The organism is Sharpea azabuensis DSM 18934, from assembly GCF_000702165.1.
In the GTDB taxonomy this organism is placed as follows: domain Bacteria; phylum Bacillota_I; class Bacilli_A; order Erysipelotrichales; family Coprobacillaceae; genus Sharpea; species Sharpea azabuensis.
Genome location: NZ_JNKU01000006.1, coordinates 1 through 12227 on the forward strand (window position 1 = coordinate 1; position 12227 = coordinate 12227).

Consider the following 12227-nt stretch of genomic DNA (forward strand, 5'->3'; position numbering starts at 1 on the left):
CCCCTTTGTACCTGCAGAGTTCCTTTATGATTTCCTTAAGGTCTTTTCGATATTGACCATATATTTCTTTTCGTCTATACTTTGGTGTGAATACGATATGGTATGTGCAATACCATTTTGTATGCGATAGCGAATTGGCTTTATGAGCCATGAGACATCACCGTTCCTTTCTTTTTTAGCGGTAACTTGAACACTTACCATTATAGAAGGAACGGTGATGTTTTTGTATAACTGTCTTGCCATCCACCTGCATAGCAGGTGGTTTATTGTTTCACGTCCTACGTACGCTCAACTGTCTAAAGACTAGATACAAGCTTCGCTTGTACTACAATCAAAAAAAGAACAAGCTACTGCCTGTTCTTCAGTTCCTCTATTTTTTTAACTATCTCTTCACGACTTGTCAGGCCAATGAATTGATAAAGCGCATTACCATGATGAAAGAGAATGATGGCTGGTAAGCTCATCACCCCATAGGCCATTGCCAGTCTTCTTTCTTTGTCGACATCTATCTTGATCAGGCTAAGATCATCAAATTGTGAGATCACTTCATCAAGTACATTATCCATCGTCTTGCAAGGCCCACACCATGAAGCATAGAAATCAACAAGCACATAACCTTGATTTGCTAGACTTTTCTTGAATGCTTCTTTGTTCATGAAATATCCACCTTCGTATCTTTGATATGGACATCAAGTTGTGGATAGGGAATTTCAATCCCTTTTTCATCCAAGGCTTTCTTGATTGCCTCAAGCATCGAGAATTTACACTTCTCCCAGTTTTCCGGTGTGGCCCAAGCTCTTAAGAGAAAAGTCACTGAGCTTTCCTTATATTCCTTCACCACAACCATTGGCTTAATATCCAGGGTTAATGGGTGATTCTTTGCCACCATATAAATAATACTTTTCACTTCATCAATATCACTCTCATAAGCTACATCAAAATCTAAATCAATACGACGAGCATCGGATGAAGAGTAGTTGATGATGATATTGCGGGCAACTGTTGAGTTAGGAATAATGATTTTCTCATTCTCCACTGTCAGCATGTATGTATAGAATAATGATATTTCCTGTACTTTTCCAACCGTCCCACTGACTTCAATTAGATCACCTTTACTAAAAGGTTTCGCAAATAAAATCATAATTCCATCAATCAGTTCACTTAATGTCTCTTTAACAGCTAAAGCAATAGCAGCAGCTGCAGCTGTAAACATGGCAACGAGTGATGTCATATCGACGCCAAGGGTTGATAGGGCTGTTAAGATAATAATAATTGTAAAGACAACTTTAATAATGGTATGAAAGAAATTTAAGACGATTTCATCGTGATTGCTTCTTTCAATATAAGCCATGATGATTTTACGGATGGCTTTAGAGACCCAGTATCCAATTAATAATATCAAAAGGGCTGAGACTAAACGCTCTAAATTATCGCCATAACGATCCAAGAATTTTTCTAATATTTCCATAACTCCTCCTTGTGCGACATATTATATAGGAAAGATGAGGAGACTTAAAGAGTTAGTCACGTAGAAAAAAGGTTGAATTATTCGCTAATTACGATAAAATGAAATCAGCGACAAAGGAGGCAACACTATGAAAGTAGCAGTCATGACCGACAGCAATTCTGGTATTACACAAAGAGAAGCCAAGGATTTAGGTGTCTATGTCATTCCTATGCCCTTCACAATTAATGGTGAAGAATTTGAAGAAGACATAAATCTTTCTCAGGAAGATTTCTATAAAAAACTTATTCATGAACAGGCTGATATTTTTACCAGCCAGCCTGCTGTAGGCGACATTACAAAATATTGGAATCAGGCCTTAGAAGACCATGATCAAATCGTCCATATTCCTATGTCATCAGGTCTTTCAGGAAGCTGTCAGACAGCCTTGATGCTTGCCGAAGATGAGAAATATGCCGGGAAGGTCTTTGTAGTAGATTCACAACGTATCTCTGTCACTCAGAAATGGGATGTCTTTGATGCCCTCTATTTAGCTAAGGAAGGTAAGAGCGGTCAAGAGATTCGTGATTTATTACTTGAAAATAAGCTGAATGCGACAATCTATATTACTGTACCTACCCTTGATTATTTAAAGAAAGGTGGACGTGTAACACCAGCAGCGGCAGCACTTGGTGGTTTACTCAAGATTAAGCCGATTCTTTCTATTCAAGGAGAAAAGCTTGATAAGTTTGCGACAGCTCGAACAATGAAAAAAGCCCGCAAAATGATGATTGATCAGGTGAAGGCTGATATTGTCAATCGTCATTTTGGTGATTATCGTATCGCTGGGGCATATACATATGATAAAGAAGATGCCCTTGACTTTAAAGCACAGGTTGAGGAAGCTTTCCCAGGACATAAGATGATGATGGATCCACTCTCATTATCCGTTGCCTGTCATATCGGTCCTGGTTCACTTGCCTTGGCTGCTTGTAAAAAGCTAACAGATAGTATTGGAGAAGGTGAATACTAATTCACCTTTTTATTTGTATAAAGACGTAAAATATTATAGAATGCATATAGAAAAAACATTTTCCAAAATTAAATATGAAAGGTTGTGAAATAATGGCTGAAGATAATAAGAAAGCCACAAGAAGTCACTCCCATAAGAGAAGAACTTCAAAGAAAAGACCACCTAGAAAACAAATAGATACACGTATTTTTGCCTTAGGTGGGTTAAATGAAATCGGAAAAAACATGTATGTAGTAGAACATGGTGATGAATTAATAATTATAGATGCAGGGGTAAAGTTCGCTTCAGAAGGTTTACCCGGTGTAGATTATGTCATTCCAGACTACACATATCTCAAACAGAACAGTAAAAAAATCAAGGGTTTATTTATTACCCATGGGCATGAAGACCATATCGGGGGGATTCCCTTCTTGCTTCAATTAGTCCCTATCCCATTTATTTATGCTACGCCACTAGCCTGTGCAATGCTTCGCAGAAAGCTTGAAGAGCATCGTCTTTTAAATGCGACTAAGCTTATTCAGATTGATATCGCTGATCCAGGCTGGTCATTACGTACAAAATATTTTAATGTTGGTTATTTCAATACAAACCACTCTATTCCTGAATCCATTGGGATTGTCGTGAATACACCAAATGGACGTATTATTGAATCTGGTGACTTCAAATTTGATTTAACACCAGTTGGAAGAGCTGCTGATTTCCAGAAGATGAGCTTCTTAGGGGAAACAGGTGTTGATTTATTAATGGCTGATAGCACGAATGCCGAAGTACCTGCCTTCTCTATTTCTGAAAAGAAAGTATCAGCAACCATCCAACAAGAGTTCCGTAAAGCTGATGGTCGTATTATCGTTGCGACATTCGCTTCAAACGTGCATCGTGTTGCTCAGATTGTAGATGCGGCTGTACGTTTTAACAGAAAGATTCTTGTTTATGGTCGTTCAATGGAAAACAACATCATGATTTCAAGAAAGCTTGGTTATATTAAATGTCCAGATCGTTTCTTTATTTCCAATGAAGAAGCCAAGCATTTACCTGATAACGAAATCATGATTATCTGTACTGGTTCACAGGGTGAAGCTTTAGCTGCTTTAAGTAGAATTGCGAATGGCACACATCGTCAAGTGAAGATCAAACCAGGCGATACAGTCATCTTCTCATCCAATCCTATTCCAGGCAACCAGGCTTCTGTTAGCCGTGTCATCAACAAGCTTTATCGTGCCGGTGCCCGCGTGCTTGAAAATTCTGCCATCAGTGACTTGCATACATCCGGACATGCATCACAAGAAGAAATGAAACTGATGTTCTTACTCACAAAACCACGTTATTTCTTCCCAATTCATGGGGAATATCGTATGCTTGTGATCCATAAAAATCTTTATGAACAAGTTGGTGGGGAAAAAGATCATGCCTTCATTCTTTCTAATGGTGATAGCTTGATTTTACGTAATCATGAAGTCTTCCCAGGTCCACGTGTCCATGCCGATGATATCTATGTTGATGGCAATGACTTAACTGGTCTTTCAACAGCTGTTCTTCATGATCGTCAGATTCTTTCTGAAGATGGTATGGTAGCAGTCTTAATTGCCATGGATAGTCATGAAGGCAAACTCCTCAATCGCCCTATTATTATGAGTCGTGGCTTTGTCTATATGAAAGATTCCACAGAGATGATCCGTGAAGCAGAACGTATTGTACAAGGCAAACTCAATGCAGAGCTCAAAGGCAAGACAACCTTTGCTTCTATCAAGAATATCGTTCGTGATAGTCTTACATCCTACTTCCATCAAAAGACAAGAAGACATCCAATGATTATTCCTGTCATCATGAATAAGAAAGTCTAATGAAAACTCGTCGTCATATTGGTATTGCTCTGCTTACTTTACTTGTTCTAGCCATCACAATCACTATCGTACATACTATCGTCATCTCACCAAAAACCTATCGTATTCAAGATGTTCAAGTGACAAATAAGACTATTCCACAGCAATTCCAGAACTTCAAAATCGCCTATCTTTCCGATATACATTTAAGAAGCAAAAAAGATATCACCCGTCTAGAAAGTATCGTCAAAGATCTTAATGAACAAAGTTATCAAATGGTGCTATTTGGTGGTGATCTCTATGAAGGAAAAGTCTTCGAAGATAAAAAAGTGACTCAGATTCTCAACAGTATTCATTCAAGTCATGGCAAATTTGCAGTGCTTGGTGAAGAAGATAATAGTAATAGCAGTCAGGTTGTTCAGATTCTTAATGAAGCTGGCTTTGAAACACTTAATAATGAAGCCCGCACAATTTACTATAATGAAGCAAGAATCAGGCTTATTGGCTATAACATTGAGGCAGCAGCAGCGCTTGAAAAAAGCGATCTCTATACACTCAGCTTCTCCCACTATCCTGATCAGTTTGCCTTCATCAGCGATACATCACAATATCATTTAGCTGGTCATTCAGGAGGGGGATTCATCTATCTTCCACTTCTTGGCGCAACCACAAAGCTTACTCATGCCAAGACTTATAACCACGGGCGTTATACAAAAAAGAATGCAATACTCTATGTCAGCAATGGTCTTTCGACAATGGCAGATCACCCTTATAAGTTTCTAGCAAAGAATGAAATCGTGATGCTTACCCTCACCAAATCATAGGAGCAAAATGGCTCCTATTCGCATCAACGAAAGGAGATGTTTGGTTTGAAAGGTAAAAAATCTTACATTATCGATATAGCTGTCATGTTGGTGATTGGTTATATCTCATTACGCCTATCCGTTGGTGGCGAAGTGAAGAGCGTTCTCCATACCTTAACAAGTGCAAGTCCTATCTGGCTCGTTGTATTAATAGGCATTATGGTCGGATACTATCTTGTGGATGGACTAGCATTATGGCTATTAGCTCACAACTACAAGAAAGACTTCACTTTTAAACAAGCTTTTATTAATGCCTTAACTGGTACCCTCTTTAATGGACTTACCCCAAGTTCCTCAGGAGGTCAGTTCGCCCAGGTCTTTGTCTTCAATAACCAAGGCATTCCCCCGACGATTGCTTCTGGCATTCTCATGATGTGTTTTATTAGCTATCAGATAGCTCTCATGGCCATCTCAGCCATCCTCATGCTTGGCAACCTCCCCTATTATATTAGCGAAGGTGCAGCCGTAACTGGCATGGCGACAACTGGCTTTCTCATTAATGTCAGTGTAACAGCTGCCTTTATTCTCGGTGGGCTCTCAAAAAGTTTTCAGAACTTCATCATTCATACCATCATCAACTTTCTCGCAAAAATTCATATTGTAAAGAACTATGAAGCAACAAGTGCTAAAATCGAAAACTACTTTTCAGAATTCAGACATGAAATGGTTGTATTATTAAAAAATCAAAAAGTCTTCTGGCAAGTCAATGCCTGTAACTTTTTAAAGCTCTTCTTAATCTACGCAACACCCTTCTATGCATGTCTCGCCCTGCATATTCATGTCGCACCTAGCCAGTTCTTCACCTTCCTTGGCCTTGCCTCAATTATCAATCTGATCAACACCTTCTTGCCTATCCCTGGCGCAAGTGGTGGCAGTGAAGGATGTTATATGATCTTATTTGGCTTCTTAGGCCAGGTCAATGCCTCAAGCTCCATGTTTATCTGGCGTTTCTTCTCATTCTATTTTGGCATGATTATTGGTATGGCAAACTTTATGATTGCGAAGGACACAAAACGGAAATAATCAAAAAAAGCAAGACGTCGCTCTTGCTTTTTTATACACACTAGGTATGTGTTAAGTCTTATTTGACACCTTTTATTGTATAATTAATGTATGAATATTATTTGAAAATATGTAGAAGAAGAACACAAGAAAAGTGATGAATAATGGATATCTTTTTCATTAATGGAAATGAAGTATATCTTTTAAGAATATAGCTATTGCTTTATCGCGAAAAGCTTCAATTTCTTCATTCGTCTGACCAAGCTCACGAGGACGATGGACTTTCTCTAAAGCAATCCCTTCTACAAGGTCATCAAGAAGAGATGGATCAATGCCCATTGCACTCTTGAGCGAATCACCATATTTTTGTGCCATAGCACCATAACCACCTTTTGCCCCTAAATCAAGAGCGAGAAGCTGTCCAAGAATAGCTGCACGCATGCCTGGACCATATGCAAAGGCTGTGTCAATATCTTCAACCGAAGCAACACCATCTTCAACAGCTGAAAGCAAGCTTTTAAACATCGCCCAGTTAGCACGCTGAACAATATAGCCATTGACTTCTTTCTGACAGACAATGGGCTTTTTACCCATCGCTGTATAGATTGCTTTCGCTTTATCAATTGTTTCCTCACTTACAGCCTCCCCGCCTACTATTTCGATCAAAGGAATCATGTATGATGGGTGGAATGGATGACCAACTAAGATATGTTCTGGATGGGGCATATCTTTTTGTAGCTTTGAAGGAAACAAGGCTGATGTTGATGAGAAAATGAGAATATCCGGTTCTATGCTTTGGGCACGTTTGTAGAATTCTTGTTTGATATCAAGTCTTTCTGGCAAGCATTCCAAAACAGCATCCTTACCTTCTAGCACTGCTTCCAGGTTGTGCGTAATGTGTGCTTTCTCTAATAAAACATGACTTTCTTCTTCCTCAATCACACCTGCTACAACAAGCTTATTGATAACATCTTTCAGGTTGTCTTTAACTTCATCAGCATCCCTTATATCATAAAGTGTGACGTCCTGATGATGACTCAGGGCATTAGCTGCTAACCCACAGCCTATAAGACCACTGCCCGCAAATAATAAATGATACATAATATACACCTCCATATCCTTATTATAGAACGAATGAATGGGTTGTTAAGGAAGATGGAAAAGAAGGAAAACTTTTAGCACTCTTATTGACATTGTGCCAAAGATAGTTATAATGATACTTGGCATTTGAAATAAGAGAGTGCTAAGAAGGAGTGAGAATATGCTTAAACCATTATCAAAAAATATAGTACTCAAGAAAGAGGAAGCTGAGCAGAAAACTGCTAGCGGTATTATTCTAACAACTGAATCAAAAGAAGTTCCAAGTCAGGCAACTGTTGTAGCCGTTGGTCCTAAATGTGAAAGTGGTCTTAAAGAAGGCGACAAAGTCGTTTATAAGAACTATTCAGGCACTAAAGTAACAATTAATGATGAAGATTTCATTGTAATTGATGAAGAAGATATTCTTGCATCAATTCAGTAGGAGGCATAATTATGGCAAAAGAAGTACGTTATGGCAATGATGCTAGAAAAGCAATGTTGAAAGGTGTAAATACATTGGCTGATGCAGTCAGTGTCACTTTAGGTCCTAAAGGACGTAATGTAGTATTGGAAAAATCATATGGTTCTCCATTGATCACTAATGATGGTGTTTCCATTGCGAAAGAAATTGAACTTGAAGATAAGTTTGAAAATATGGGTGCTAAGCTTGTTTATGAAGCTGCCAATAAGACAAACGATGTAGCTGGTGATGGTACAACAACTGCTACTATTCTTACAAGAGATATGATTAATAATGGCTTGAAGGCTGTTGATAAAGGCAGCAACCCAGTATTGCTTAGAGAAGGTATTGAAAAAGCTGGTAAAGCTGTTGCAAAAGTCTTAGTTGACAATAGTCATAAGGTTGAAACAAGTGATGATATCGCTGCTGTTGCATCTATTTCTAGTGGTGATGAACATATTGGTCAGCTTATCAGCAATGCCATGGAAAAAGTTGGCAGAGATGGTGTTATTAATGTTGATAACTCTAACTCATTTGATGATGAATTAGAAGTCAATGAAGGTATGCAGTATGACAAGGGTTATGTATCACCTTATATGGTCAGTGATACAGACAAGATGGAAGTAGAAATGGATAATCCATTAATCTTAGTCACAAACCAGAAAATCACTAACCTTCAGGAAATCCTGCCTGTATTGGAACAAGTTGTTCAGGCTAACAAACCATTATTATTGATTGCTGAAGACTATGAAAATGAAGTCATTTCAACATTAGTATTGAATAAATTAAGAGGTACTTTCAATGTTGTTGCGACTAAGGCTCCAGGATTTGGTGATAGCCAGAAGGATAATCTTGAAGATATCGCTGTCTTGACTGGTGCTAAGTTCTATAATAAGGACTTAAATATGAAATTATCTGACTTAACTCTTGAAGATCTCGGTACAATCAAGAAAGTCATTGTGAAGAAAGATAATACAACATTAGTTGGTCATTCTACAAGCGATGCTGTTAAGGCTAGAATTACTGAAATCAAGAATCAGCTTGCTTCAGCTAAGAGTGATTATGATAAGAAGAAATTATCTGAAAGAATTGGTAAATTATCTAACGGTGTTGCTACAATTAAAGTTGGTGCAATGACTGAAAGTGAATTAAAAGAAAAGAAATTAAGAATTGAAGATGCCTTGAATGCCACAAAGGCTGCCGTAGAAGAAGGTATCGTCATTGGTGGTGGTGCTGCCTTAGTTGAAGCCTACAAGCAGTTGAAGGGTGAATTAAAGGATGAAAATGTTGATGTACAGAAAGGTATCAACATTGTCTTAGATGCATTATTTGCTCCATTAGCACAGATTGCAGAAAATGCTGGTTACAATGAGGAAGATATCATTGATGAACAGAAGAAAGCTGATAAGAATGTTGGCTTTGATGCAAAGCATGGTACGTGGGTTAATATGTTTGAAGCAGGTATCATCGATCCAACTAAGGTTACAAGAAGTGCCTTATTGAACGCTTCATCTATCTCTGCCCTCTTCATCACAACTGAAGCTGGTGTAGCTGAACTTCCTAAGAAGGATGAACCAGTACCTGCAATGCCTGCACCAGGTGGCATGTACTAAAAAATAACACATAACTAAAGAGAGAATCTCAATAGAGATTCTCCTTTTTATTTTCTATAAATATGTAAACGCTCTTCTTCCTCTTGAACACGTTTTTCAATAGCTTCCTGCTGGCCTTCACGATAAGGAATGACAATTTCCTCCCCTGTTGTCAGGCAAAGACAATTGAGCTGTCCTTTATCGGCTACAGCGAGTCCTCCATCAATGCCAATCTTATTGCCATAATCCGGATCATGCCAGATATTAAAGGAACCATCCATATTGATAAAACATAATGGTGTATGACCAAAAATATAAGTATAATCAGGATTACATGGGGACATATAGAAATATTCCCTAATCCAGGCTAATAATTCTGGATCCGTATCTTTGACCAAGGGTTTGTCTGGATCGACTCCGGCATGTACAAGGACATAGTGTTTGCCCTGATAGTCCATCTCAATATAATCCGGTAAGCTATCAATAAATCCTATCAATTCTTTAATGAATTGTTTACGATGATCATAATATTCTGAATAGGTAATACAGTCTTTTTGCAGATATTCACGAATACTATCAACAGTACGATATCCCCCATTTTGTTTCCATAGACGGTAAGCATTATTACGCTCATCATCTAAGTCATTATATTTAAGTGACTGCATGAGGGATGTACGCATCATGATTTCATGATTTCCCTTAATCATATGTATATTATCCATACTCTTAATAAAATAATAAATATCGATACTATTAGGACCACGATCCATGATATCCCCTAATACATATAATTCATCACTATCATCAAAATTTATTTTTTCTAAAAGAAGCTGCAGTAACACAAACTGACCATGTAAATCTGAAATGACATATTTCTTGTTCATGCCTACTTCGCCTCCATTCCTTTTCATTCTAACATATTCCCTCTCTCTATCGAAAATGAAATAACACTTTTCCTAAAATTCGTTTGATGCCTATGCAATGTAAGCTCTTTCACAAAATAACCAAATTATGTTACAATGAATATAAGGCGGGTGAGGTTATGGATGAATTTTATCGAAATCTTTATCTTGATTTTATCTTTATCTATCTGCAATCGCAGTTTAGTCATGAACAAGTCAAGATCTCTACGTCTTGTAAGACATATTGTCGAAGAGTCATTTATGAAATTGATGATTTAAAAGGATGTATTACATTATGGCATAATCATATTATTGAAGAACAGATTACAAGAAATGACAAGACACTCTTCTACCTTCATTACCGTTTTAATAACCTCGCTCAGTTTACATCACTCTTTCGTGACTTTCGTTATGCCTTCATGAATATGTTCACTTCACAGAATATTCATATTGGCATAGTCTCTCAAGATGGTCTTTCTGCCGCACCTTTTGTCCAGATCTTGCAAGAAGTCTTAAAATATGAAGAGAGTCCCATTGTCATCGAAGCTCTCGATCTTGAACAGGCGCGTCAGAATACCAAGCGCTATACAGCTCTCTATCTCGCTCCTCAGCTCAAAGAGGACTATCCAGCCTTCCTGAATACTTCAACACCTACTTATATGATATCACCTCTCATTTATGCCACCCATGATTCTCTTTCCATGTTAACACAAATCAAAGAAAAAATAAGACACCAGAGCTAATTTTCTGGCATCTTAATATACTTGGCATATTTATTCTTATAATAGCTTGTCACTTCAACAATCAAGTGAATACCATCTTCAGGAAAGCTTTCTTCAATAATATGAACACGTTGTTTAAGGGTGTTGTAGACTTCTCCTTCATTATAAGGAATGACCATGGCGACACGTTCTTCATCTTGGGCAAGTAAGCGTAAGATTTCTTCTTCCATCTCTTCAATATGCGTTTCATTTTTTACAGAAATAAAGACATGGGGATCACGTGTTACCAGCAAATCATCATGGGGTAAATCTTCTTTATTATAGACATAGAGAATAGGTGTACGATCGACACCAAGCTGTTGTAATGTATCAAGAGTAACATCAATTTGTTTTTGGACATATTTTGCACTACAGTCAATAACCATCAAGATAAGATCCGCTTCTTTCACTTCTTCAAGCGTAGAAAGAAAGGCTTCAATTAGATGATGAGGCAAATGAGAACTAAAGCCAACTGTATCCGACAAGAGAATATATTTCTTATCAGCTAAACGTATTCTTCTTGTCGAAGTTTCAAGAGTCGCAAAAAGCATATCCTGAGCACTGACTTTCTTTTGCGTATAGAGATTCATCAAAGATGATTTCCCAGAGTTTGTATAACCAACAAGACATACAACCTCTTCCTGATTACGCATACGTCTTTGTCTTTGAATTTGTCTTTCTTTCTTGAGTCGAGCAAGTTCCTTTTTTGCAGTGGCAATCTGGTGATGAATACGGCGGCGGTCAATTTCGAGCTGTGTTTCCCCTGCTCCTCTAAAGCCACTACCACCCTGCTGGCTATAAATGCCTTCATGCATGCCTGCTAGGCGAGGAAGCTCATAATTCAAACGCGCAATCTCGACCTGTAATTTGGCTTCTTTTGTCTTCGCTCTTGAAGCGAAGATACGAAGAATAAGATCAGTTCGATCTGTCACTTCAAGACCGAATTCTTCAGTAAGATTACGTACTTGTAGCGGGGTCAGTTCTTCGCCGACAATAACCATTTCTTCGTCATCAATCATGCGCTTCACTTCATTGACTTTCCCCTTTCCCATATAATAGGGCTTAGTCGGTGTAATGCTTTGGACAATGACTTTCGTATATTCAATATCACAAGCTTTACATAAGCCTTTCAGTTCACTAAGGCTCATTGCAAAGTCATCTTCATCTTTATAATCTAAGGCAACCAATATCGCTTTTTTCATAAAATCCTCATTTCTCTTTCACTCCTATTATTTTACTTGATTTTGAAGAAGATGAAAAGATTATGATA

Annotated in this window: 13 protein-coding genes; 7 read left to right on the plus strand and 6 right to left on the minus strand. The window is 37.9% G+C overall.

The genetic code is table 11. The annotated features are described in order from the left end of the window. From T529_RS12710 to T529_RS0102435, 3 genes are all read right to left on the minus strand, one after another. Window positions 1-151: transposase (locus T529_RS12710; RefSeq protein WP_202962259.1), on the minus strand; the 151-nt coding region annotated here is incomplete at its 3' end. Between the two features lie 196 nt (window positions 152-347). Then, window positions 348-656 carry a thioredoxin family protein gene (locus T529_RS0102430; RefSeq protein WP_033162034.1) on the minus strand — a complete coding sequence of 103 codons (309 nt, stop codon included), beginning with the start codon at window positions 654-656 and terminating at the stop codon, window positions 348-350. Further along, entirely contained in the window at window positions 653-1468 is an 816-nt protein-coding gene (locus tag T529_RS0102435; protein WP_033162035.1) for a mechanosensitive ion channel family protein, read from the minus strand. The genes T529_RS0102430 and T529_RS0102435 overlap by 4 nt, the downstream gene beginning before the upstream one ends. Window positions 1469-1595: 127 nt before the next feature. Between T529_RS0102435 and T529_RS0102440 the strand changes: the two genes are divergently transcribed. The 4 genes from T529_RS0102440 (at window position 1596) to T529_RS0102455 (ending at window position 6183) form a co-directional block, all read left to right on the plus strand. Next, window positions 1596-2477 (plus strand): DegV family protein, encoded by an 882-nt coding sequence (locus tag T529_RS0102440; RefSeq protein WP_033162036.1) that lies wholly within the window; start codon window positions 1596-1598, stop codon window positions 2475-2477. A 92-nt stretch (window positions 2478-2569) separates the two neighbouring features. Continuing rightward, window positions 2570-4318 carry a ribonuclease J1 gene (rnjA, locus tag T529_RS0102445; RefSeq protein ID WP_081823039.1) on the plus strand — a complete coding sequence of 583 codons (1749 nt, stop codon included), beginning with the start codon at window positions 2570-2572 and terminating at the stop codon, window positions 4316-4318. Continuing rightward, a complete protein-coding gene (locus T529_RS0102450) occupies window positions 4318-5121 on the plus strand; it encodes a metallophosphoesterase (protein WP_033162038.1) in 804 nt (267 codons plus the stop codon). Before rnjA ends, T529_RS0102450 begins: the two co-directional genes overlap by 1 nt. 45 nt (window positions 5122-5166) lie before the next feature. Further along, window positions 5167-6183 (plus strand): lysylphosphatidylglycerol synthase transmembrane domain-containing protein, encoded by a 1017-nt coding sequence (locus T529_RS0102455; RefSeq protein ID WP_033162039.1) that lies wholly within the window; start codon window positions 5167-5169, stop codon window positions 6181-6183. 159 nt (window positions 6184-6342) lie between these two features. On the opposite strand, the gene T529_RS0102460 is transcribed toward T529_RS0102455, so the two are convergent. Beyond that, window positions 6343-7263 carry a 3-hydroxyacyl-CoA dehydrogenase family protein gene (locus T529_RS0102460; protein ID WP_033162040.1) on the minus strand — a complete coding sequence of 307 codons (921 nt, stop codon included), beginning with the start codon at window positions 7261-7263 and terminating at the stop codon, window positions 6343-6345. Window positions 7264-7423: 160 nt separating this feature from the next. Between T529_RS0102460 and T529_RS0102465 the strand changes: the two genes are divergently transcribed. Together T529_RS0102465 and groL are read left to right on the plus strand one after the other, a co-directional pair. Beyond that, window positions 7424-7684, plus strand: coding sequence for a co-chaperone GroES (locus tag T529_RS0102465; protein WP_033162041.1), 261 nt, complete (start codon window positions 7424-7426; stop codon window positions 7682-7684). 11 nt (window positions 7685-7695) lie between these two features. After that, a complete protein-coding gene (groL, locus tag T529_RS0102470; RefSeq protein ID WP_033162042.1) occupies window positions 7696-9315 on the plus strand; it encodes a chaperonin GroEL in 1620 nt (539 codons plus the stop codon). A gap of 47 nt (window positions 9316-9362) precedes the next feature. Here groL and T529_RS0102475 read toward each other — a convergent pair whose 3' ends face one another. Further along, window positions 9363-10178, minus strand: a complete 816-nt coding sequence (locus T529_RS0102475; protein ID WP_033162043.1) for a metallophosphoesterase — start codon at window positions 10176-10178, stop codon at window positions 9363-9365. Window positions 10179-10336: 158 nt separating this feature from the next. On the opposite strand from T529_RS0102475, the gene T529_RS0102480 reads away from it, so the two are divergent. Further along, window positions 10337-10939 (plus strand): hypothetical protein, encoded by a 603-nt coding sequence (locus T529_RS0102480; protein WP_033162044.1) that lies wholly within the window; start codon window positions 10337-10339, stop codon window positions 10937-10939. Here T529_RS0102480 and hflX read toward each other — a convergent pair. Further along, on the minus strand, window positions 10936-12159 hold the full coding sequence (hflX, locus tag T529_RS0102485; RefSeq protein ID WP_033162045.1) for a GTPase HflX: 1224 nt from the start codon (window positions 12157-12159) through the stop codon (window positions 10936-10938). The genes T529_RS0102480 and hflX overlap by 4 nt on opposite strands. Window positions 12160-12227 lie beyond the last annotated feature (68 nt).

Excerpts from the sequence above, each read along its gene's own strand:
- groL (WP_033162042.1), top strand. The coding sequence starts at position 7,696 with ATGGCAAAAGAAGTACGTTATGGCAATGATGCTAGAAAAGCAATGTTG.
- rnjA (WP_081823039.1), top strand. The coding sequence starts at position 2,570 with ATGGCTGAAGATAATAAGAAAGCCACAAGAAGTCACTCCCATAAGAGA.
- T529_RS0102435 (WP_033162035.1), bottom strand. The coding sequence starts at position 1,468 with ATGGAAATATTAGAAAAATTCTTGGATCGTTATGGCGATAATTTAGAG.
- hflX (WP_033162045.1), bottom strand. The coding sequence starts at position 12,159 with ATGAAAAAAGCGATATTGGTTGCCTTAGATTATAAAGATGAAGATGAC.
- T529_RS0102460 (WP_033162040.1), bottom strand. The coding sequence starts at position 7,263 with ATGTATCATTTATTATTTGCGGGCAGTGGTCTTATAGGCTGTGGGTTA.
- T529_RS0102480 (WP_033162044.1), top strand. The coding sequence starts at position 10,337 with ATGGATGAATTTTATCGAAATCTTTATCTTGATTTTATCTTTATCTAT.
- T529_RS0102475 (WP_033162043.1), bottom strand. The coding sequence starts at position 10,178 with ATGAACAAGAAATATGTCATTTCAGATTTACATGGTCAGTTTGTGTTA.
- T529_RS0102430 (WP_033162034.1), bottom strand. The coding sequence starts at position 656 with ATGAACAAAGAAGCATTCAAGAAAAGTCTAGCAAATCAAGGTTATGTG.
- T529_RS0102465 (WP_033162041.1), top strand. The coding sequence starts at position 7,424 with ATGCTTAAACCATTATCAAAAAATATAGTACTCAAGAAAGAGGAAGCT.
- T529_RS0102440 (WP_033162036.1), top strand. The coding sequence starts at position 1,596 with ATGAAAGTAGCAGTCATGACCGACAGCAATTCTGGTATTACACAAAGA.
- T529_RS0102450 (WP_033162038.1), top strand. The coding sequence starts at position 4,318 with ATGAAAACTCGTCGTCATATTGGTATTGCTCTGCTTACTTTACTTGTT.